The sequence below is a fragment of the Paradesertivirga mongoliensis genome (assembly GCF_024436395.1).
In the GTDB taxonomy this organism is placed as follows: domain Bacteria; phylum Bacteroidota; class Bacteroidia; order Sphingobacteriales; family Sphingobacteriaceae; genus Paradesertivirga; species Paradesertivirga mongoliensis.
Genome location: NZ_JAFMZO010000001.1, coordinates 570222 through 592734, shown reverse-complemented (window position 1 = coordinate 592734; position 22513 = coordinate 570222). Strand labels below are relative to the sequence as shown.

Below are 22513 nucleotides of genomic sequence, written 5' to 3'. Positions count from 1 at the left end.
GGCTATCAGTAATTTAAGTAATCTTGAAAAACCTGCTGCATGTAAGCTTTGCCGTAACCAAGTAGTTGTTCGTCGCCCGCCCTGTCAGGATTTTTTTTCTGAATAATATTTTTACCGGTATTGTCAAAGGAGATACTTTGCTCTGAACTAACTACTCCAAAACCGTTATCCCAATCAAAAAATGCGAATCCCTTCGTCCCGGTATTAAGAATGTTCCTGCTCCATTTAAACTCATCAGACTCAAAATCTAATTGTGTAAATAATGTTGATGCGATGTCTGTCTGGCTGGCGATTTTTGGTACCCGGGTTCCCCGAAACTCCGGCTTAATAACTTCTCCAAAAAATAGCAGCGGTATTCTGTAACGGTTGGGATGATATATTTCCCATTTGTTTCGGGGTAAACGATGCCCATGATCGGCTACTACTACAAAAAGGGTGTTTTTATACCAGGGCTGGCTTTTGGCTTTTCGGATAAAATCGCCAAGACATGAGTCTGCATAAAAGGCAGTGCTCCGAAATTTATCTTCGACCTGTGCGCCGGCAAATCTTGGTTTACCCGGAACTTCAAAAGGCTCGTGATGTGTTAAAGTTAATAAGGTGTAAAAGAAAGGCTGGGGGGCATTAGTTGATGTGTGAATCAGTTTATCGAACACCACGTCGTCATAAGCTCCCCATTTAGAATTCATATCTTTCTTATCGAAATCGTCTTTCTCGATTATTTTCTGATAGTTATGACTTAAGAGGTACGATTTCATATTGAAGAATTCACTCTCACCGCCATAAAAGAAGGTAGTTTGATATCCGTATTTGCGAAAGGTTTTTGCCATTGAGGGAAGTTTCTCCTGTTTGCTGCTCAGCTTCATGATGCTTCGTATCGCCTGAGATGGAAAGGCATTTAAAATAGCAACCACGCCTTTATCTGTACGGTCGCCCGATGCGTAAATGCTGTCAAACATTATCCCGTCGGAAGCAAGTTTCTCTATTTGCGGGGCAATACCTTCTTCTCCGCCCAAACTTTCAACCACATCTGCGGTGAAGCTCTCCATGATAATCAGCACAACATTTGGCCGGCTTGCAGTAAGGACTTGAACTCCTGGCAACTGAGGTTTTCTCAAAACGTCTTTTAGCAACGACTCAGCTGTTGTCTGGGGATAGTATTGATACGGGTTTTTGCTGGAATTATTTTTTAAGATATCCCGCATAAGTGACCACTCTGTGTTTACCGCTGCATGGTTCAGTAAAGGGGTTTGTGAATAGTACGCCATGCTTTCATTCATCGGCGAAAGCTGTAATCCACCCCGTATCGCGACGAAATTCAAACCAATCAGAAGTAATACTATACCAACCTTGAATGGCGTGGTTACTTTTCGCTCCAGATCAAAGCGGACAAGTTTTTTGAAGAGCCACAAACTGCCTGCGATTAAGACAGCTAAAGTTAGTAACGATGCAAAAATGGGCGATGACGCACCGCTGGCAATAGCTTCATTAGGAGAATTAAAGGCGAAGTCGAGAGCTTTATGGTTGATTTTCGACCCCCACTCCCGATAAATGTTAAAGTTGAAAACACAGATAATCGAGAAGATTATGACTAAGGTAAGGCTGTACCATTTTAACACTCGTTCGGTTGTTCTAAATGGGGGCAAGAACCATAAAATTGCAGAAATTAATAAAGGAAGAGCACAGATGTATCCTGCCATGGATGTGTCCATCCATAAACCCACTAAAAAGCTTTTTGCAATTTGAGCGGCAGGAAGAGCTTTAAGTTTGCTGCCTGATGAGAGTAGAAAAATCAATCGCTCCGCCGAAAAGAATAGAAGCCAGAAAATGCAATAACGTAGAAAAACTGAAAGGCTCTTTATCATTCAATGCTATCCCGAATAACAGGCTTGCAAAAATAAAGATTAAAGCTTGACTTAGATATTAAAAGCCAACTTTTACCCCAACTCCAAGTTTAACAATATCCTCTGGCGAAAGCCATTGGCTATTATTTTTGTAAAACATGCTTGCAAGAGACAGGTCGCTGGTATTAAATTCTGAATATATCGTTACGGAATTTTTATTTCCCGTATGCAATTTGATTTCGTTACTTACCGAAATATGGCCTCTCAATGCCGTAGACCAGCCGTAATAACTCTTACCGTATTGATCTCTGTCGAATCCGAGACCAAATTGCTTTCCGAAATGATAAGAAAAGAATACACCCGGATTTAGTGGGAAAATACTCACCTTGTCTTTGATTTTTATCCGGAATGGCCGGTAAGCAAATTTGGTGGTGGCAATGTGGAGGGTTCCTCCACGGTTTTTGGGAATGTAGCCATAATCGAATTCAAGGCTTCCACGATCGTTTTTGAAAAGCTCATACCCCCCGCCAATACTCATATAACCTATACTTCCGGCATGCTGAAGAACCACGTAGTCGGGTTTCAGTGTTTCCAGAAGCTGTGCCTTAAGCCTGATACCGGGAAAAAGCAGCAGTATCACCACGCTTATCCTAATATTCCACGCTTTCATAGTTCAGTTTTCCGTTAACTATCTCGACCAGTAAAAACTGGCGCTTTATTATGGCGTTGGTAACCATAAAAGGAATGTTGTTTTCATAGCGTATTTCTTCTTTATGATTGTGGGCATACAAGGCAGCAAGTGCGCTGCAGGAATTTACAGTCTTCACATATTCTCTCTGAAGGTTTTGATCAAAGTCGCCCGAAAAAGGCGGTACGTGGGCCACAGTTACATAAGCTTCTACCCCCTCAGAAGGTAATAGCTCGTTTTTTAACCAGCTTATATTGGGCACGTTGCCGTCGAAGTTAGTTTCGCGGCTATTGGTGTTATGGCATACGAACTTCACGCCCTGATAGGTAAAACCGAAATCCTTCGGACCATACATTCGGGTGTAGACCTTCTCTCCGTTGGCCACGAGGTCATGATTTCCAACTACGCCTATGTAAGGGGTTTTGAGTTTTGAGAATATTTCATCAACCCATTCCATTTCGCCCAAAAGGCCAAAATCAGAAATATCTCCAGCGAGGAATACGAAATCTATCCCGGCAATCTTATTTACCACCTGTACAAAATCTTCGGCATTTTTATAAGCACGCTGGCTGTCGCCGGTCAGTACAAAACGTATAGTATCATCCGCAGGAGCTGATAGTAGTCGTGCAATGTTCTTTTTGTTTAAATCTCTTGGAGTATTTTTATCGAATACCTGATTCGGGCTGTACTCCATAAGCTCACACGAACATAGTGAAAGAAGAAGAAAAAGGTATATTATCGTTTTCATATTGTTGTTTTAAGTACACAATGAAATGTTGTGCAGTTAAACAACAAGAGCTATATGTGATTATATAACCCTGCCACTCCAAAAGGGTTTGGCAACGATATTATAAGTATTTTAAAATGACTATTGGATCAGGCTGGTCAGTTTGCTAATTGGGATAGCCGCCGCTAGCTTTTGTACTTCTTCTTCCGATAAGCCATTGGCTTTCAGCGTTAGCAGTGAAGAATTTAGCGGTACCTGAATTTCGTAAGACACTTTACCGCTTTCGGAATCGGTATGCTTCTGAAGCAAGGCTTTGTAGCCATCAAGCCTTATTGTTCTCTGATTTCCATTAGAGTTTCCAAAGGGCAAAGATAGTATTGCATTAATAGACGCTATTAAAGGCGAATTTCCGATGATTTGAATCTCTGCGGTTTTATCGCCAGTTCCATAATCGCGTTGAATCATAATTCCTGCGAAGCCGGAATTGCCGGTAACATTGTCGTTTGCCATATTTGCAGTGAGCGCAGCTAGTTTCGAGGGGAGTAGTTTAAGGGCCTCTTTTCCGGTTAAAACATCAAGGTCCTGAAGCATTTGTTGCATGGCGAAGCGTGCGTCGTCTAAGTTTTTGGCAGTATAAGATGTGCGTGCTGTAGCCAAATATTTATTAAAATCTTGTGCGTTTGACCCGGCAAACGCAAGAAAAGCAACTAATGTAAAAATGATCTGCTTCATCTTATTTTTCCCCCAATGTTTTTTTGATCGACTCGACGTCAAACTGCTCTGCAGCTTTTATCACCTCTTGTTCATTACTGAAATTAATACCTTCAAAAACAATAAGCGTTGATTGCCCCAGGGGCACGCTAAGCTTATAGCCAGAACTTTGATCAAACTGAATGATCGCTTTATTACCTTTTAACTTAGTCTGTTTCCAATTTTGATCGGTCGAGCTTTGCGCAAACGCCCCATTACTAAGAAACATGTTAATCGCATTCATCATAATCGCATTATTCGCGATCGTCATACTAAGCTGCATATCCTCTTTCATATATTCCCGGCGAATGGTGAGCCCAGTAAACCCCCATCCACTACTTACTACATGGTCTTTTTCCGATTGTTTTGTTAAGCCATTAACTGATTCTGGCATCGATTTAAGAAGCTGCTGGCCTATTTCCATTTCCACACCAAGAATTGCCTGCTGAAGAGCTTGCCTTGCTTCACTGTAATTGGATGTTTTGAAAGCGGTTTCGGCACTGTTTAAATTTTCCTTTACATCGGGGGGGGTGGTAACTATCCCTGCTCCACCAGTATTTCTCGGCTTGTTAGATGATGCACCCGATCCTGTGTTTCCATAAGATGCCCCCTGGCCGCCTTCCACTCCGCCCAATGGATTTGAAGCATCGGCACCAGTTGTGCCGTTTTTCTTTTTTCCCTTAAGCAGCTCATCAGTTTTTTGATCCACCGCTTTTTCGGCTGCTTCGGCCGCTTTTTGTTTGATTTTGTTCAATAAGCCCTGTGCGTTTGCAGCAGTGCTCAGCAAACCCATTGCTATCATACAAGGGATAAGTCGTTTAATCTTTATCATAATATATTCCTGTAGATTGATTGCAAGACGAAAGGATATATTTTTTCGCTACACAAGATTTTATTTTTTTGTAGGTGGAGTTGCCCGATAAACTGAACAAATACTATTCGTTGATTTTGTACTTTTGCGCCATGGCGAGTATTAAACCCTCCGTTCCAAAAGGCACCAGAGATTTTTCACCTTCAGAAATGGTGAAGCGCAATTATATTTTTGATACCATTAAGTCGGTTTTTAAAAAATTCGGTTATCAGGAGATTCAAACCCCTACGATGGAGAATCTGGATACATTGACTGGAAAGTACGGGGATGAGGGGGATAAGCTGATTTTTAAAATCCTTAACTCGGGAGATTATCTCTCAAAGGTTAAACCCGAAAAGTTAGCGGCGCCTGATTCTCAATCGTTATTAGGAGATATTTCTGAAAAAGCACTGCGGTATGATCTGACAGTTCCGTTTGCCCGGTACGTGGTGATGCATCAGCACGAGATCTCATTTCCTTTTAAGCGCTTTCAAATTCAACCTGTTTGGCGCGCCGACAGACCACAAAAGGGACGCTACCGCGAATTTTACCAATGCGACGCTGATGTAGTGGGTTCGGAGAGTTTGCTTAATGAAGCGGAATTCATTTTAATTTACAATGAAGCATTAAGCAAGCTGGGATTAAAAGATTTTACCATCAAACTAAATAACCGTAAAATTCTATCCGGCATAGCCGAAATAATTGGTAAGCCAGATTTAATTGTGGATCTCACGGTGGCCATCGATAAACTTGATAAGATAGGTTTGGAAGGTGTAATAAAAGAGCTCCTTGACCGGGGTTTTAGTCAGGATGATATCGATAAACTGAAGCCCGTTATTCTTCTGGAAGGGAACAATGACACGAAGATTGCAAGCCTTAAACAAGTGTTGCTAAGTTCGGAAACCGGCTTAAAAGGAATTGCCGAAATTGAATCGATCTTATCAATGGTAAGCAGCCTCTCTCCGGATTTAACCGTTGTAGAATTAGATGTTACTCTTGCCCGTGGCCTCAACTATTATACCGGTGCCATTTTCGAAGTGAAAACCAATGAAGTCGCCATGGGAAGCATAGGCGGAGGCGGGAGATACGATGACCTGACCGGTATGTTTGGCTTAAAGGATTTGACAGGTGTAGGAATCTCTTTTGGCGCTGACCGGATTTATGATGTGTTAGAAGAGCTAAATCTGTTTCCGCAAAATGCCGCAGAGACAACAATGGTACTTATCACCAATTTTGACACAGATGCAGAGTCCTACGCATTGCCGATACTTACGAACTTACGCAATGCCGGTGTCGCCGCCGAACTCTACCCGTCATCAGCAAAGCTAAAAAAGCAAATGGCTTATGCGGATCACAAAAATATTCCCTTCGTATTGTTAGTTGGTACCGAAGAAATGCAGTCGGGTTTACTCACTTTAAAGAATATGAAGACTGGAGAACAACAAAAACTTACTGCAGAAGGGCTCCTCGACGTCTTAACGTCCTGATTTAAGCAAAAAGCATAAATACCCAATAAACTAAAGCTGCTAACAGGGCCGAAACGGGGATGGTTAACACCCATGCCCAGATAATATTAATGGTGACGCCCCACCTCACAGCCGAGATTCGTTTGGTAATACCCGCACCCATAATAGAACCTGTAATAGTATGCGTGGTTGAAACCGGAATACCTAAGGCCGCGGTACCAAACAAGGTTAAAGCCCCTGCACTCTCCGCAGAAAATCCTTCGAAAGGAGAGAGTTTAGTTACTTTCTGTCCCATTGTTTTTACAATTTTCCAGCCCCCAAACATCGTACCTATCGAGATGGCGGCATAACAGCTTATCGGCACCCAAACCGGCAAGGCTTCCATGCCAGGTATCACGTTTTCGGCAATAAGCGCCGCACCGATAATACCCATTACTTTTTGGGCGTCGTTACCACCGTGCCCCAAACTATATGCAGCCGCCGAAACCAGCTGAAGCCTCCTGAATACTTTATCCACCCTCGATGGATTAGCCCTTTTACAGAGATGCATGGTGATGATAGAAATAGTGTACGACATGATCATGCCTATCAAAGGAGCCAGCACAATAAAGTAAACCGTTGGCATTACTTTAGAATACCGTACCACATCGAAGCCGCCATGTGCAACCGCCGCACCAGCGAATCCTCCAATAAGGGTATGCGACGAGCTGGAAGGAATGCCGAGCCACCAGGTGAGCAGGTTCCAGGCGATGGCGGCGGTGAGACCAGCGCCCACTACCGATAGATTAATAGAAGTTGCATCTACAGTTTTTGCAATAGTATCTGCCACATGCAACGGGAAAATGAAATACGCAGCCATGTTAAAAAACGCAGCCCAGATTACCGCCGTCAGCGGCGAGAGTACCTTGGTTGAAACTATTGTAGCGATAGAATTGGCTGCATCATGAAAGCCATTGATAAAATCGAAAATCAGGGCTAGTGCAATTACTACAATAAGAAGTGTGGTGAGCATTCTTTATGTGATTAAGCGTGTTTAACCAGAATAGACTCCATTACATTTGCTACGTCTTCGCATTTGTCGGTGGCGGTCTCGAGGGCAGACAAAACTTCTTTATATTTGATGATCACCTTTGCATCTTGCTCATACTCAAACAAATCGGCTACCGCTCTTTCAAAAACAGTATCGGCCTGATTCTCCATGCTGTTAATGCGTACGCACGATTCAGCGATCAATCGCAAGTTTCTGAGGTTTTTTAATTCGATGATAGCTTTATCGATATCCTGGCATCCCTGAAGAATCAGGGAACCGAGCTCTTTCATCGCCGGGGTGATGTCGTTTATCTTGTATAATTGCAGGCGTGTTGATGAACCGTGGATATAGTCGGCAATATCATCGATAGCACTTGCCAGGGCGTGAATGTCTTCCCTGTCGAAAGGGGTAATAAAGTTTTTGCCTAATTCCAGAAATATCTGATGCGTAATCTCATCTCCTTTGTGCTCAAGGTCCTCAATCTCCTTTGTTAAAGCCTGTTTACGGTTATCATCAGTCGAGTTTAGAAGCTCTACCAAAACCTGGGCTATTTTAATGAGGTTTGCACTGCCCTGCTCAAAAAGAGGAAAAAATTTCCTGTCTTTGGGAACGAAATACTGTAGAATGTTGTTTAACGACATATTGCTTTCTATGGAGGTTACAAAGATATTACCTCAATGTTAATTTAATGTTAACAAACATCACACAGTAATAATATTCGGCATTACCTTTTCGAGAGTGAAAGCAAAGGTGGTTCCCACCCCTTCCGTACTTCTTACAGTGATGGTTTGTTGGTGAGCCTCAAGGATGTGCTTGACAATAGCCAGACCTAATCCTGAGCCGCCAATTTGCCTTGAACGACTCTGTTCTGTTCTGAAAAACCGCTCGAAAAGCCTCGGAAGATGTTTTTCTTCGATCCCCAAGCCATTGTCGGTTACCTCAAGCAAAATCTGGTCGTGCAGCTCAAAGATCTTTATAGCCACAAAGCCGTTTTCCGTACCATATTTTATTCCGTTGTCAATCAAATTAACCAGCACCTGACAAATTTTATCCCGGTCGGCATTTACCCAAAAAGAGCTGTCGTATTTATCTTTAAAAATCAGGTCTATTTTATGACTTTTGGCTTTATGCTCCATTTGCTCAATCACATCTCTGATTAAATGGGTGATTTCAAACTTTTCAAAGTTTATCGGAGCCTCGCCGCTTTCAAGTTTAGAAATCACATCTAAGTCTTTCACCAACAAGGTGAGCCGGTCGATGTTTCTTGAAGCTTTGTGCAGAAAAGAGCGCGCCAGATCCTGATCATCCATTGCATCTTCTTGCAAGGCTTCAATATATCCCTGTATGGCAAAAAGCGGGGTTTTAAATTCGTGTGAAATATTGGCGAGAAACTCGCGTCTGAATTGCTCCTGATTTTTTAAGGCTTCGATTTCAATTTTTTTATCCCTTGCCCATTCGGTTACTTCCTGTTCAACATCATTGATCGGGTCGTTACTTACATATTCCCCAAGAGCATCTTTGAGGTCTTTTCCGAGTTTTAGGTTGTGGATAAGCTTGTAGATCAACTTGATTTTGCTGTACACATATCGCTCTATCAGATAATAAAAAACTGCATAGCAGATCACCAAAGCAACCCCGAACGCCAACACAAAATAATACCAGTCGCGCTGAAAATAATAATTTATAAATGCCAGTGAGATAGCAACTACAAACGCGTTTATAAAAACCAATTCCCTGAGTTTCATATTTACAATTATACCATTAAAATGGATGTCCGTGCGTCCTTTTTATGATGAGTTGCGATAAGCGCGGCACCATATTCAGGCCTTTGACAGCCAGTTTTGATATACTTCGGCTGCCAAACAATTGTTGTGAAACCCTCCCTATCAGTAAACGGTTTTTAAAAAGATTATTCCATTTTATCTCGTACGAGGCTTCAAGAGCCTGTCTATTGCCACAGTGTTCAATAATGCTTTGGGATAGTATTTTAGCTGAATGAATAGCCATTGCCATTCCGTTGCCGCAAAGCGGACTAATCATCCCTGCCGCATCGCCGCAATAAAGAATATGATTCTCTACCAGAGGCTTTTTCTCAAAGGATATCTCGTTAATCACCTCGGGTTTCTCGTTTAGGAAGTCGGCGTTTAAAAAGCGCTCTTTTAAAAAAGGGTTCTTAAATAATACTTCTTCCTCTAATTCGTTTAATGTGCCGTGTTTTTTTAGCAGGTAAGTCTGACTCAAATAACAGAGATTATAGCGGTCATGCTCAATCTTAACAGTGCCGCAATAACCGCCTTCAAAGTTATCCAACTGAACAAGATCTATCGGGAAATCTGTTTTTATGTGATATTTTACACCCAGGTACGGACTTTTGTGATGGAAGAAGCTGCGTTGCCGGTCGAGGTTAGAGCGTTTGCCATGGGCAGATACTACAAAGTCTGACCTGAGGGTAGTGCCGTCGGCCAGCAGCGTCTCAAAAATATTATCCCGGAAGGTAAGCTCGTTCACTTTTACCCCCTGAATACAATTTACTCCTTCTGTTTTTGCTTTAAGGAAAAGAAACTCATCAAAGATATACCGGCTAATGCCAAAGCCGCCAAGGTCTAAGCCGGTGCTGTAGGTCTCTCCGGAAACGGAACTGATGGCCAGCCGGTTAATTGAGGAAGCATAGAAATCAGAAGGTTTTATATCCAGGGTTTGTAAAAACGGTACGATCTCGTTCGAAATGTATTCTCCGCATACGCGATGAAACGGGTAAGTTTTCTTTTCTACCAGCGTAACCTCAAAGCCTGCCCGGTTTAACAGCAAGGCCGAGGTCAATCCGGATAGGCCTCCGCCAATAATGGTAACAATTTTATGTTTGCGGAGAGCCATGATCCTTGTATATGATTAGCTGCCACCGAAACGCCCACATCCATTTAAGGCTATAGTTAACGATCCCGGCCTGTTCTAACAGATCTTTAAGCTCTTGTGCCGTAAAACCTCGCAGTACCGAAAGTTTAGAATCGTGCTTCACCATCTCGGATTTGGAAAAAAGCTGTGTAAGCATCCCAATAGAGCGATATGCAAACCAGTGTCTGTGCAGATCGTTAACAACCACAGCGTGAGTGCAACAGTCGAGCATTTTTTGAATAAGTTTAATCCAGTCGCCGTTTTCAAAGTGGTGTGTAAAAAGGCTCGAAATTACTATGTCGAACTGTCGGCTTTGTAATTTGTCTGAGAGGACATCTGCATGTATAAATGTTATTTCCGGATAATCTCTGGCTTTTTCTTTGGCGAAATCAATCGCGGTAGCGGTTGCATCTACGCCTACGAAATGGAGTTTCAACTTTTTTTCACGAGCCCACCGCGCCAAAATCCGCAATGAATCTCCACCCCCACAGCCCCAGTCGCTGATGGTCATACCATCTTTTATGGCGAGGTTTCTAAAGGCGCTAAAAAATACCTGATAGCCACCCAAGAGCTTATTTACCACCTCCAGTTCGTCCATAATGGGATTAATAACTTCCTGCCCTAAAGAGAAGTCATCCATCATTTCGGGTTCGGTACTGCGCTTGCTGAAGTCTGGCATCAGATCGTTTCTAAAATCATGCTTTCGAAAGTAAGCCCGGGCCCAAAGGCGAAACTCATGATGTTGTCGCCGGGCTGGGTTTCACTAAGAAGTTTTTGTAATACGAAAAGTATAGTGGCTGAGGACATGTTTCCGTATTGTTTCAGCACGTCGTACGAATGCTGCAGAGCCTCTTCGGGTAATTCCAGCATATCTTCACAAACTTCCAGGATTCTTCTCCCGCCAGGGTGAATCGCCAGATGAGAGATCGATGCTCTGCTTAAGCCCGATTTTTCAATCAGTGAGGCGGTTACTTCCTTTATTTTTTTTCCGATATTTTTTGCAATGTGTGATGAAAGGTGCATTTGAAACCCGGTATCACCAATCCTCCAGGCCATTTCATCTTTCGCTTCTGTAACCAGCGTGTTAAAAAAGGTTTTCAGGCGAAAGCCTGTTTGAGTGCTGCGGTGCAATTCAGATTCGATCAGGACGGCTGCCGCTCCATCTGCAAAAAGAGAGTTAGCAACCCAGTTTTCAAGGCAGCTCTCACGTTGAAAATGGAGTGTGCAAAGCTCGATATCTACTACCAGAACCTTTGCAGTTTGATCGGCACGGCAAATGTAGTCGGCAGTTTTTAATGCATTAAAAGCTCCATAGCATCCCATGAAATTTATACAAGTTCTTTCAATGCTCTTGTTCAGGCCCAGTAATTCGATAATATCGATATCAAGGCCCGGGGCGTACATTCCGGTACAGCTCACCGTTATTAAATGAGTGATAGCAGGCAGAGAATTACCTCCATATTTAATGTTTTTTATAGCCTCTGCGGCGAGATGTTTGGCAGTTGATTCATAAAGAGCACTTCGTTCTTGGGTTTTAGGAAAGGGTTCTAAGTTTTCGCCATTTCCAAAGAAATTATAATCGCCTTTGCTAGAACCAAAGTCGGGTATCACAGAGTGCCTGTAATCGATTCCCGACAGGTTGTATAATTTCTCAAGGCGTTGGGAGTCGGTTGGATTGAGCTGATGAGCCCGGACCATAAATTTCAGAATCTCCTCTTGGGAGAAACGATTTACCGGGGCAGCTGTTCCGATTGCTGAAATAATACTTCCCATTAATTAATTTTCTCTAATTTAAGAACCATTTTTTATGCCTTAAGTTTTCGGATGAATTATCTGCCCACAAAATCAACACTATTGCACTCGAGGTTTTTATTTTCCTTTTTCCTGATGCCTGTATATTTCTTTGCATTAGGACAGGCAGAAGATGTTGATGTTGTTAGCGCGGTGTTGATTTTTATTTCCTGGCACCTGTTTATTTATCCGGCGAGCAATGGTTACAACAGTTATTTTGATAAAGATGAGGGCAGCATTGCACTCCTTGAAAAACCACCGGCAACCGACAAAAGTTTATACGTATTTTCTTTAGTACTGGATTTGGCCGGCATCCTGTTGGCGCTTTTGGTTAATATTGAATTTTCTCTCGCAGTTCTTATCTATGGGATATTATCCAAATTGTACAGCCATCCTTCGGTGCGGCTGAAGAAATACCCCATAACAAGTTTTTTGGTGGTTTTTATTTTTCAGGGAGCCTTTGTTTATTGGAGTAGTTACAGCGCAATGTTGGGTCAAAGCCTGATAGAGGTTTGGGATGCGAGGATATTTACTGCAGGACTTATTTGTTCCTGCCTGATTGGTGCTTCTTACCCTCTAACACAAGTTTATCAGCATAAAGAAGACAAAGAAAGAGGCGATAAAACCTTAAGTATTCTTTTAGGGGTAAACGGAACTTTTGTTTTCGCTTCATTGCTTTTTATACTGGCTGCAGTTTTGATGTTTGTTTACTGGGCGGAAGTTGGTGAGTTGCGAAATTTCTGGCTATTTGTTGTCTTTATCGTACCTGTACTATTTGTTTTTATAAAATGGATTGTGAGGTTAAGGAAAGACAGGTCACAAGCCAATTTTAAAAATATGAGTAAAATGACGCTGGTTAGCGGAACTGCTATGTTATTGTATTTTCTGGTTCTGCTGTTTTTATGATTATGATCCGATGTTTTAGTCATCGGATCGTCGACTATAAATACCTCTCTTCAATCACCATTTTATGATGCTGCATATGTCCGGCTATGATAAAGAGCAAGGCTCTCACGCTGGTCGGGTTTCCGTTGGCTAGACCCCTCCGTTGCAGTTCTTCCTCGTTAAGTGAATTATACAAGAATAAATTTGCCTTTCGAAGTGTTCGGAATTCTTCAATCATCAAACCAAAATCCTGATCTTTAAAATGTGAGTACCTTACATAATCATCCTCTTCAAAGCCAGGTAAGCCGGTCGAGTCATTCCGGGCAATCCGAAGTAAACGGTACGTCAAAATGCGTTCGGTATCAATAATATGCCCTAGCATCTCTTTCAAAGTCCATTTCCCTTCAGCGTAAGCATAATCTATCTTATCCTCGGGAATTGCTCGTAAAAATTGAGGGAATGTAATGGATTGGGTTTCGATCTCCTGCAGCGGATCGTCGCTTACTTTATCGATATAGGCTTTTTGAAAAGCGCTGTATTCATCAGGTTGTGGTCGCTTCATATTTGCTGCTGCTTTTAAGTATGATACGTATGGTTGTTGCCTTATTAGGTTCAGAATCTTTCACAAAGATTTGCCCCTTATGATAATTATCAATAATACGTTTACTTAAGGAAAGTCCCAAGCCCCATCCTCTTTTCCTCGTAGTATAACCTGGCTGAAAAATTGTTTCGAACTTAAGCCTCGGAATTCCTTTTCCGCTATCTATAACATCAATAAAAACCTGTTCTTTGGCCAGGTTCTCTGTTATGCAAACCTCTATGGTTCCATGGTCCTTGATCGCGTTTGCAGAGTTTTTAAGCAAATTTTCAAGTACCCAGTCAAATAGCGGAACATTCATCAAAGCTTCCACACTATCGTCGCCGCTTACAGAAAATTTGATTTTATCACTTGCCCGAACTTTGAAATAATTTACATATTCCTCAATCATCTGGTACACATTGTGGCTTTCCAGTATAGGTTTTGAACCTATTTTTGAGAACCTGTCGGCCACCATTTCCAAACGTTTTACATCATTTTCCATCTCAATAATCAACGGATCATTTTCGGCTTTAAATTTTTCTTTAATCAGTTCAATCCAGGCCATCAACGCAGAAATAGGTGTGCCTAACTGATGAGCCGTTTCTTTGGCCATACCCACCCAGACCAGGTTTTGTTCGGAGCGCCTTGATGAGCTGAAAACCATATAAGCTATAAGAAGAAAGATTGCAATTACCGTGAGCTGGATTGCCGGAAAAACTCTTAGCTGGGTTAAAAGAGACGAATCTTTATAATACACAAGCCATTTGCCACCGTCTGCAAGCAGCAATTCTATTGGCCGGTGCTGAGCCTTCATCTCTGTTAACTGAGTTTTGTAATAGCTTGGATCATAATGGCGGTTGCTTTCCACCTCGAAATTGGTTTTTGTACTGTCGAGTCCCCGGTAATACAATATGGTTCCGGTTGTATCGGTAACTATAGCTGGTACTTCAAGACTATCTCTAATGGAATAAATAAAGGTGATATAATCATCGTTTATATCCGAAATTTCTGTGATCTTTTGCTGACTTAAAGCCCATACCTCTGCTCTTGTACGCTCGGCTACGGCAATATTTTTAACTAAATAGTTACTATACCACAGCGAAGTTCCCGCAATAATTATGGCAAAGGCAAGGAGTAGAAATTTCCAGCGGCGTTTCTGTTCGTATGGATTCATCTTGGTTAGCGCAGAATAACAGGCAGCGTTTTAAAATCAAGGTTATAAAACAGAAAAGACCATTTGTCAGCCTGTTCATCTATTATCTGTGCTGTAGATTTTCCTGCGCCGTGCCCTGCTTTTGTATCAATACGAATGAGAACCGGATTAGCTCCTTTGTGCATCTCCTGCAACCTGGCCGCAAACTTGAACGAATGTGCCGGAACCACCCGGTCGTCATGGTCGGCTGTGGTAATCATTGTGGCTGGATACTGCGTGCCCGGTTTCAATGCATGATAAGGCGAGTACTTCAGCAAATATTCGAACATCTCTTTCGAATCTTCAGCGGTTCCATAATCGTAGGCCCAACCAGCGCCGGCGGTAAATTTATTATACCTCAACATGTCTAACACACCAACAGCTGGTAGGGCAACCTTAAACAAGTCGGGTCGCTGAGTTATTGCAGCACCTACCAAGAGTCCGCCGTTTGATCCTCCTGAAATAGCCAGAAAATCTTTCGAAGTATACTTGTTGCTGATCAGATATTCTGCAGCAGCTATAAAGTCGTCAAAAACGTTCTGTTTTTGCATTTTAGTTCCTGCGATATGCCATTTCTCACCATATTCTCCGCCACCGCGTAAATTAGGTACAGCGTAGACTCCGCCTTGCTCAAGCAAAATTATATTAGAGGTGCTGAAGGCAGGGGTTAAGCTTACGCTGAAGCCTCCGTAACCATACAATAACGTTGGATTTTTACCGTCAAGCTTCAAACCTTTTTTGTGGGTAATGATCATCGGAATTTTTGTACCGTCTTTAGAAGTATAGAATACTTGTTTAGATTCATACAAGCTGGGGTCGAACAGAACGCCCGACTTTTTATATAAACCAGAAGAACCGCTACCAATGTCGTACTTGAAAATAGTGGTTGGGTAAACGTAAGAGGTAAAGCTGTAATAAATTTCTTTTTCTTCTTTTTTTCCGTTAAAGCCTGAGGCTGTACCCACGCCGGGAAGAGAAATAGTGCGCTCTAATGTTCCGTCCATATTATACTGCATCACTAAAGATGTAGCATCTTTCAGGTAATTTGCGAAAAGTTTTCCCCCCGCAGTTCCCGCATTTAAAACGTTGGGTGTTTCTTTAATCAGATCTTTCCAGTTTTCCGGAGCAGGTTTAGCCGCATCAACAGTTACAATTTTATTATTAGGCGCGTTTAAATTGGTAAAGATGAAGAGTTTGCTGCCTTCATTATCTAACACATAGCTTTCAGAATCGAAATTGTTTACAACAGTTATTATCGGTCCGCCTGTGCTAAGATCCTGAAAATACAGCTCGTTTCCAGTAGTCGAGTTTGCTGCAGTGATGGCTAAATATCTGCCATCTTCTGTGATAGATGCTCCTATATACCTTCTCGGAGTGGCTTCGCCGCCAAAAACAAGGATATCTTCACTTTGTGGTGTACCCAGTTTGTGGAAATAGAGCTTGTGATATTGGGTTAAACCCGATAACTGGCTGCCGGCTTTCGGTTTGTCGTAACTGCTGTAATAAAATCCTTCATTTCCCTTCCAGGCTAATCCCGAAAACTTTACATCAATAAGTGTATCGCCTACCACAGATTTATCTTCGGTTCTTATGACAATTACTTTCCTCCAGTCAGAGCCGCCCTCTGATAGCTGATATGCAGCAATGCTTCCGTCCTTGGTAAATTCGATATCTGCTAAGGAAGTAGTTCCATCTTTTGAAAACTTGTTTGGGTCGAGAAATATTTCGGGCTCCTGCCCCTCTTTCTGACGGTAAAGTACCGCCTGATTTTGTAATCCGTCATTTTTGTAGAAGTAGATGTAATCGCCTTCTTTAAACGGGGCGCTATATTTCTCATAGTTCCAAAGCTGCTCCAAACGTTTTTTTAAGGCGTTTCGATAGGGGATTTTGGAGAGATAGTTTTGCGTTACTTTGTTTTGCTCAGTAACCCATGCCTTTGTGTCTTCAGCCATGTCGTTTTCCAACCAGCGGTATGGATCTACAACACTGCTGCCAAAATAAGTATCTACGGTATTGTCTTTCTTTGAAACAGGGTAATTCATTTTTGTTATTATAGTTTGAGCTTTTAGAGTAAAGGCAGAGGCCAGAAAAACGACTAGGATATAAAGAAATTTCATAAAAACAGTTTCAGGTAATTACACTTATGAACGTCCGTGAGTGGTACAAATTACAAATTTCCGGCAAGCTTGTGTACTTTTACAAATATGTCGAATCGGAATAAAATTTACTTTGCCTCTGATTTCCATCTTGGCGTTTCAAATTATGAGTTAAGCAGAGAACGGGAAGCTACGATAGTTCGCTGGCTGGATTCTATCAAAGAGGATGCCGCTCAGCTTTTTTTAGTTGGCGACGTGTTTGATTTCTGGTTTGAATATAAACGTGCTGTCCCACGCGGGTTCATTCGCTTTTTGGGTAAGTTAGCAGAGCTTTCAGACGCGGGTATAAAAATTACTATGTTTAAGGGTAACCACGATATGTGGATGTTTGGATATCTTAATAAAGAGTTTGATGCAACCCTTGTTTCCGATGAACTGGTAATAGAACTGCAGGGAAAGAAGATCTATCTTCATCACGGTGATGGTCTGGGGCCGGGAGATGCCAAATATAAAATACTGAAAAAGTTTTTCAGAAGCAGTTTTTGCCAGTGGATGTTTGCCCGGTTACACCCTAACCTGGGTATTGGTATAGCCTTGGTCTGGTCTCGGCGAAGTCGCCTGTCGCAAGCCAAGACAGAGCGCTTTATGGGCGAACAACAGGAATGGCTGGCCAATTACAGCAAAGAAATGTTACAAAAAGAACATTTCGATTATTTTATATTTGGGCATAGGCACTTACCTCTTGACATAAGACTTAATGAAAGCAGCCGTTATATAAACCTTGGCGAATGGTTAAATTTTAACTCATATGCGGTGCTTGAAGATGGTGAAGTGTTTTTGAGGTATTTTGAAAAGGAGCCTTATGGAGCACATAATGGGGTAAATGACACAGAAAGCCTGATAGATGAAAAAAAAGATTAAGAAGGTGCTGTTTGTTGCTGTTTTCTTCCTGGCGAAGCCGGGTTTTAGCCAAACTTTGCCGATGCTAAAGATTGTTCAAACTCCGGCATTGCAAAAAGCAGATATCTTTATTGGAAATGAATTGTTTACCTCTTTACTTTACGCAGATAGTTTAAAAAAGGCGGTTCTTTTCCCGGTAAATGCATCTGGCAACGTGCCGGTGACCCGCGGCTGGCCTATAACACCCAAAGCCGGCGATCAGATCGATCACCCCCATCAAATTGGTGTTTGGCTTAACTATGGCGATATAAACGGAGCTGATTACTGGAACAACTCTACCAGTATTGATACCAATAAAAAAGCTTACGGCACCATTAAATTTAATCGGGTAGTGTCTGCTAAAAACGGTAAGGGAAAAGCTGAGCTGGTTACGTCATCCACCTGGTACAACCCTAAAGGCCGGCCGATGCTTGAGGAGACTTCGACCTATACGTTTAGTGTAATGGGTAAGGATAGAATTATTGACCGTAAAACTGCGTTGAAGGCAATTGAAAATATATCGTTTAAAGACAACAAGGAGGGTTTATTTGCTATCCGCGTATCCCGTGAGCTGGAACATACCTCAGCCAAGCCGGTTAAAGTTTACACTGCAGAAGGAACCAAATCGGTTTTAGAGAACGATAATTTAACCGGACGCTATGAGAGCAGCACCGGAATTCAGGGTGAGGCTGTGTTTGGTACCCGTTCTAACTGGCTGAAGTTGTCTGGCAAAGTCTCAGGTAATCCTGTTAGTGTCGCGATCATTGATCATCCGGAAAACGTTGGGTATCCGGGTTACTGGATGGCGAGGGGATACGGTTTGTTTGCAATTAACCCGCTGGGAGCGGCAGCTTATACTAACGGTAAAGAGACGCTCAACTTTAGTCTGTCAAAAGGGAAAACAGTTCTATTTAAACATCGCCTGGTAATAAGTAGCGCTCTTGACAATGCGAGGATGGAGCAGCTTTCCAATTCTTTTTAAAACTCAGTAAAAGAGATATATTCTTAAATCTGTACTTTTGTAGCCATAACAGCGAAGGCTTTAGTTATCTAAACCTGATTGCAGCGAAAACCTGAAGAGGTATGTGCGTTGGAGTTGAAGCGTAAAGCAGGGCTTGCAGTGCCGATGGAACCGGGTTGTTGATTTCATAATTAGAACATGTTAGAAAAATTAGAAGATATAAAGCTTCGTTGGGAAGAAGTTGAGCGCGAATTAAGCAACCCATCTACGCTTAGCGACATGAAGCGTTTTGCCACCCTGAATAAAGAATATAAAGATTTGGGCAAAATTGTGGACGAATATAAGATCTATAAGAATGTTTGCTCGAACATTGAAACGAATAAGGAGATTTTAGCAAACGAGAAGGACGAAGAGCTGAAAGAGATGGCCCGGATGGAGCTGGATGAACTTCTGCCTCAGAAAGAGGAGATGGAGGAAAAGATCCGCTTAATGCTTATTCCGAAGGATCCGCAGGATTCGAAAAATGCGGTGGTGGAGATTCGCGGTGGTACAGGTGGCGATGAAGCTGCTCTTTTTGCCGGGGATCTTTACCGTATGTATACCCGTTATTTTGAAAAGAAGGGCTGGAAGGTTGAGGTGGTTGATGTTACTGAGGGTACTGCCGGGGGCTATAAAGAGGTGATTCTGAATGTAAGCGGCGAAGATGTTTACGGTCAGATGAAATACGAATCGGGTGTGCATAGGGTGCAGCGGGTTCCGGATACAGAAACGCAGGGCAGGGTTCATACATCGGCCGCTTCGGTAGCTGTTTTACCTGAAGCCGAAGAGCTTGACTTTTACTTAAATCCGGCTGATGTTGAATTGCAAACTTCGCGTTCGGGCGGTGCTGGGGGCCAGAACGTAAACAAGGTTGAAACTAAGGTACAGTTAACGCATAAACCTACCGGGATGGTTGTGGTTTGCCAGATTGAGCGTTCTCAGTTGGGTAACCGAATCCGGGCTATGGAAATGTTGCGTAGTAAGCTATATGATTTGGAATTGCAGAAACAGGTCGGCGATATCGCAGCGAAGCGTAAAACAATGGTCTCTACCGGCGACAGGTCGGCGAAGATACGGACGTACAACTATCCGCAAGGTAGGGTTACCGAGCACCGGATTGGATTAACTTTATACAATCTGCCGGCAATTATGGACGGGGAGATCCAGGAAATTATCGATGCATTGCAGTTTGCGGAAAATGCAGAGAAAATGAAGGAGGGCTCAAATGCCTGATAATCTTCGAGATGCTGCAAGTCAAATAAACTTGTAGAATCTTTTTAAAGATTAATTATATTTTTTGTTGGACAAACAGACAAAAACTCTATATTTGCAGTCCCAACGGGAGGAGTGGTAGTTCAGCTGGTTAGAATGCCTGCCTGTCACGCAGGAGGTCGCGGGTTCGAGTCCCGTCCATTCCGCAAAAAACCCTCGCAGAGATGATCTGCGAGGGTTTTTGCATTTAGGGTTTTTTGAATTTCCCGGGGTGCCCGCTCGCCGGATTTCAAATCGGCCAAAATAAAAAAAAGTCATCGGATGACTGGAGTATGCTAGTCGTCCGATGACTTTGTAGAAAGAGCTGAAAAATTAAGAAAAAGCCGGTTGCCTTGCGGCGCCCAGCTCTTTCTATCTAAATTAACGCTCTCAGGTACTTATACCTCATCAACTCTGATAAGGTTACCTTATTTTAAGAAATTTTTACAATACTTCGTAACTCCCTAAATCAGAGGGGAATAATCTTACCCTTCCGTTTAAATCCTTGCCTAGCCAGGCAGCGAAATTAGGATCGGGGGCCAAATTTTCTCCGGCGTTAGCCGCAGGGCTGGTGCTTTGTAACGAAAAGTCGCCGGTTTTAGTATTCTTAAATCGCGGGTCGGCATTGAGTATGTTGCCAGCCGCCTCCCAACTGTTAACTTTTGTCTTGATCAGATTTTTCCGGATAGCCTGATTAAATGAAAGTGCACCCTTCTTCTCTACAACAAACTCCTCCTGTAAATTACCCCAAATAATATTATTTATGAAGGCGATATCCATTTCTCTGGCCATGCCTACATTAGAGTGATCTGCAAAAAACACAGAAGGCGTGGTTCTCGCAAATTGAAAACCAATATTGGCAAAGGTATTTTGCTTGAAATTATATCTACCACCGTTTACGGCATAAAGAAGATATCTGCCTGAACTTAAAATCAGATTGTTAAATCCGGCAACATCTGCATTATCGAACTGCAACGCAGTCAAAGCCATATTACGAACGATAGTATTGGTTAATAGCAACTTTGGGCTTGCATTCGTGGATAACGAGTCAACCTTGATGCCCGTAACTCCGTTACGTATGGAAGCATAGTTTAGATGATTCTCTTTGCTGCTGCTTAAGAAATGCAAACCCAGCCATTGCCCCGGCTCATCTTCATATATACGCTCCAGCCTGTCGCTCGCAAACGTAACTGTATCCAGGCGTTCTCCTAAAACCTTAAGCGTGCCTGCAATACGCATACCAGCATCTTTGTGAAAATAAATCCGGCTACCTTTCTGGATGGACAATGTAGTATTAGGCTCTACGGTTAAAGTATTATAAATCACATACGGAAGCTTATTGGTCCAAACCGTATTTCCTGCTATTTTACCATCCCTGATAAAGACAGCATTTTGCCCAAAAGCGCTGAGGATAACTTTCTGATAGTTTCCGTTGGTACCGAATTCAATAGAATCTTTCACGATAAAGGGCAAGCGCTCGGAACTTGGGTTGATGGTTACCTTTACAAACACATTCAATGAGTCGTTGCCGGCTAATTCAATGTCTGATAAAATATCACTCGCAATGCCGTTGATGTTTAGCTGAAAGTTTGATGCAGCGCCACCTCGAAGTTTAATTGAAGAGATCTTAACCGGACGTTCTCCCCTGTTAAAGACTTTAACCCGACGGGTAACGGATCCCACAGATGTAAATACGGTATCAAAAAGAATGCTGTCTGCAGAAAACTCAAGCATAGCAGACGAGTCGGTATTTATACTGTCTTTTTTACATCCCCAAATGCTCAGGACCGCAAGGAATAAGACGGGCAGCGTGATTTTCATTTAATTGGTAAATGCTATGGTTGCTATACTCACTTTTGTTCCATTTGCTTTTAGCAGTTCCTGGGCACATGCCTCAATAGTGGCTCCGGTGGTGATTACATCGTCGACCAACAGGATATGCTTATTTTCAATATCGTTGTGCTTTCTGATCGCAAACACCTCCTTCATGTTTTCGTAACGTACAAAGCGCGACTTTTTAGTTTGAGTGTCGGTAAACACCTTCCGATACAAATTTAAGCCCACGGGTATGCCCAGACTGAGTGATAAACCTTTGGCGAAGAATTCGCTTTGATTGTAACCGCGTTTTTTTTGCTTAGCAGGATGTAAAGGTACCGGGATGATCAGTTCCAGGCTTTTCGCCACTTCCGAATCTTTTATTTTTAAACCATACATTTCACCGAGCTTTAAAGCTACTTCGGGTTTTTGATTGTATTTAAGCTGATGCATCAGGTTTTGGACACGCGAGCCTTTATTAAAATGAACAAATGCATAAGCAGCTGTAATCGGTACTCTCCCCCAAAGCTGTTTGGCCACGGCATTCTCTTCATCCAAATGGAAGTCGGTATATGGTAAATTATATATACAGGCCGTACAGATAATGGTCTCGTTCTTAAACAGGTTCTTCCCGCATCCCGAACAGAGTTGAGGAAAAAACAACGAAAAAAAATCTTCCGCATACTGCAGTAGGGCGTTCATTATACAATAATATAAAAA

The 22513-nt window shown here is 42.4% G+C and carries 21 protein-coding genes and 1 tRNA gene; 6 read left to right on the top strand and 16 right to left on the bottom strand.

All coding sequences use genetic code 11. From position 1 onward, the window contains the following. Positions 1–5: 5 nt before the first annotated feature. From J3P43_RS02295 to J3P43_RS02275, 5 genes are all read right to left on the bottom strand, one after another. Entirely contained in the window at positions 6–1793 is a 1788-nt protein-coding gene (locus J3P43_RS02295; protein ID WP_255898569.1) for an LTA synthase family protein, read from the bottom strand. A gap of 127 nt (positions 1794–1920) precedes the next feature. After that, positions 1921–2511, bottom strand: coding sequence for a hypothetical protein (locus J3P43_RS02290; protein WP_255898567.1), 591 nt, complete (start codon positions 2509–2511; stop codon positions 1921–1923). Next, positions 2492–3277 carry a metallophosphoesterase family protein gene (locus tag J3P43_RS02285; protein WP_255898565.1) on the bottom strand — a complete coding sequence of 262 codons (786 nt, stop codon included), beginning with the start codon at positions 3275–3277 and terminating at the stop codon, positions 2492–2494. Before J3P43_RS02285 ends, J3P43_RS02290 begins: the two co-directional genes overlap by 20 nt. A 120-nt stretch (positions 3278–3397) precedes the next feature. After that, positions 3398–3988, bottom strand: a complete 591-nt coding sequence (locus J3P43_RS02280; RefSeq protein WP_255898563.1) for a hypothetical protein — start codon at positions 3986–3988, stop codon at positions 3398–3400. Between the two features lies 1 nt (position 3989). After that, positions 3990–4838, bottom strand: a complete 849-nt coding sequence (locus J3P43_RS02275; RefSeq protein ID WP_255898561.1) for a hypothetical protein — start codon at positions 4836–4838, stop codon at positions 3990–3992. Positions 4839–4969: 131 nt separating this feature from the next. On the opposite strand from J3P43_RS02275, the gene hisS reads away from it, so the two are divergent. Further along, the gene (hisS, locus tag J3P43_RS02270) at positions 4970–6343 is read left to right on the top strand and encodes a histidine--tRNA ligase (protein ID WP_255898559.1); all 1374 of its coding nucleotides are present in this window, start codon (positions 4970–4972) and stop codon (positions 6341–6343) included. Between the two features lies 1 nt (position 6344). Here hisS and J3P43_RS02265 read toward each other — a convergent pair whose 3' ends face one another. Genes J3P43_RS02265 through J3P43_RS02240 form a run of 6 tightly spaced genes read right to left on the bottom strand, consistent with a single transcriptional unit; the run spans position 6345 to position 12017 of the window. After that, positions 6345–7334, bottom strand: a complete 990-nt coding sequence (locus tag J3P43_RS02265) for an inorganic phosphate transporter (RefSeq protein WP_255898557.1) — start codon at positions 7332–7334, stop codon at positions 6345–6347. An 11-nt stretch (positions 7335–7345) separates the two neighbouring features. After that, on the bottom strand, positions 7346–7993 hold the full coding sequence (locus tag J3P43_RS02260; RefSeq protein ID WP_255898555.1) for a DUF47 domain-containing protein: 648 nt from the start codon (positions 7991–7993) through the stop codon (positions 7346–7348). Between the two features lie 60 nt (positions 7994–8053). Next, positions 8054–9097, bottom strand: coding sequence for a sensor histidine kinase (locus J3P43_RS02255; RefSeq protein WP_255898553.1), 1044 nt, complete (start codon positions 9095–9097; stop codon positions 8054–8056). 16 nt (positions 9098–9113) lie between these two features. After that, complete coding sequence (locus J3P43_RS02250) at positions 9114–10226, bottom strand: NAD(P)/FAD-dependent oxidoreductase (protein ID WP_255898551.1); 1113 nt, start codon at positions 10224–10226, stop codon at positions 9114–9116. Continuing rightward, the gene (locus J3P43_RS02245) at positions 10207–10923 is read right to left on the bottom strand and encodes a methyltransferase domain-containing protein (protein WP_255898549.1); all 717 of its coding nucleotides are present in this window, start codon (positions 10921–10923) and stop codon (positions 10207–10209) included. The genes J3P43_RS02250 and J3P43_RS02245 overlap by 20 nt, the downstream gene beginning before the upstream one ends. After that, on the bottom strand, positions 10923–12017 hold the full coding sequence (locus J3P43_RS02240; protein ID WP_255898547.1) for a type III polyketide synthase: 1095 nt from the start codon (positions 12015–12017) through the stop codon (positions 10923–10925). The genes J3P43_RS02245 and J3P43_RS02240 overlap by 1 nt, the downstream gene beginning before the upstream one ends. A gap of 114 nt (positions 12018–12131) precedes the next feature. Here J3P43_RS02240 and J3P43_RS02235 point away from each other — a divergent pair, with 114 nt between their 5' ends. Beyond that, positions 12132–12941 carry a UbiA family prenyltransferase gene (locus J3P43_RS02235; RefSeq protein WP_255898545.1) on the top strand — a complete coding sequence of 270 codons (810 nt, stop codon included), beginning with the start codon at positions 12132–12134 and terminating at the stop codon, positions 12939–12941. 34 nt (positions 12942–12975) lie between these two features. Here J3P43_RS02235 and J3P43_RS02230 read toward each other — a convergent pair whose 3' ends face one another. The 3 genes from J3P43_RS02230 to J3P43_RS02220 are packed head-to-tail and all read right to left on the bottom strand — an operon-like array spanning position 12976 to position 16734. Beyond that, a complete protein-coding gene (locus J3P43_RS02230; protein ID WP_255898543.1) occupies positions 12976–13482 on the bottom strand; it encodes a DinB family protein in 507 nt (168 codons plus the stop codon). Beyond that, positions 13463–14674 carry a sensor histidine kinase gene (locus J3P43_RS02225; RefSeq protein WP_255898541.1) on the bottom strand — a complete coding sequence of 404 codons (1212 nt, stop codon included), beginning with the start codon at positions 14672–14674 and terminating at the stop codon, positions 13463–13465. Before J3P43_RS02225 ends, J3P43_RS02230 begins: the two co-directional genes overlap by 20 nt. A gap of 5 nt (positions 14675–14679) precedes the next feature. Continuing rightward, on the bottom strand, positions 14680–16734 hold the full coding sequence (locus J3P43_RS02220; RefSeq protein ID WP_255898539.1) for a prolyl oligopeptidase family serine peptidase: 2055 nt from the start codon (positions 16732–16734) through the stop codon (positions 14680–14682). Positions 16735–16896: 162 nt separating this feature from the next. On the opposite strand from J3P43_RS02220, the gene J3P43_RS02215 reads away from it, so the two are divergent. From J3P43_RS02215 to J3P43_RS02200, 4 genes are all read left to right on the top strand, one after another. Continuing rightward, positions 16897–17709 carry a UDP-2,3-diacylglucosamine diphosphatase gene (locus J3P43_RS02215; RefSeq protein WP_255898537.1) on the top strand — a complete coding sequence of 271 codons (813 nt, stop codon included), beginning with the start codon at positions 16897–16899 and terminating at the stop codon, positions 17707–17709. Continuing rightward, positions 17693–18709 (top strand): DUF6807 domain-containing protein, encoded by a 1017-nt coding sequence (locus J3P43_RS02210; RefSeq protein ID WP_255898535.1) that lies wholly within the window; start codon positions 17693–17695, stop codon positions 18707–18709. Before J3P43_RS02215 ends, J3P43_RS02210 begins: the two co-directional genes overlap by 17 nt. 177 nt (positions 18710–18886) lie before the next feature. Next, the gene (gene prfA, locus J3P43_RS02205; protein ID WP_255898533.1) at positions 18887–19960 is read left to right on the top strand and encodes a peptide chain release factor 1; all 1074 of its coding nucleotides are present in this window, start codon (positions 18887–18889) and stop codon (positions 19958–19960) included. A gap of 111 nt (positions 19961–20071) precedes the next feature. Then, a tRNA-Asp gene (locus J3P43_RS02200) sits at positions 20072–20145 on the top strand. A 277-nt stretch (positions 20146–20422) separates the two neighbouring features. Here J3P43_RS02200 and J3P43_RS02195 read toward each other — a convergent pair. Together J3P43_RS02195 and J3P43_RS02190 are read right to left on the bottom strand one after the other, a co-directional pair. Further along, positions 20423–21799, bottom strand: coding sequence for a hypothetical protein (locus J3P43_RS02195; protein WP_255898531.1), 1377 nt, complete (start codon positions 21797–21799; stop codon positions 20423–20425). Beyond that, complete coding sequence (locus J3P43_RS02190; RefSeq protein WP_255898529.1) at positions 21800–22495, bottom strand: ComF family protein; 696 nt, start codon at positions 22493–22495, stop codon at positions 21800–21802. Between the last annotated feature and the right edge of the window lie 18 nt (positions 22496–22513).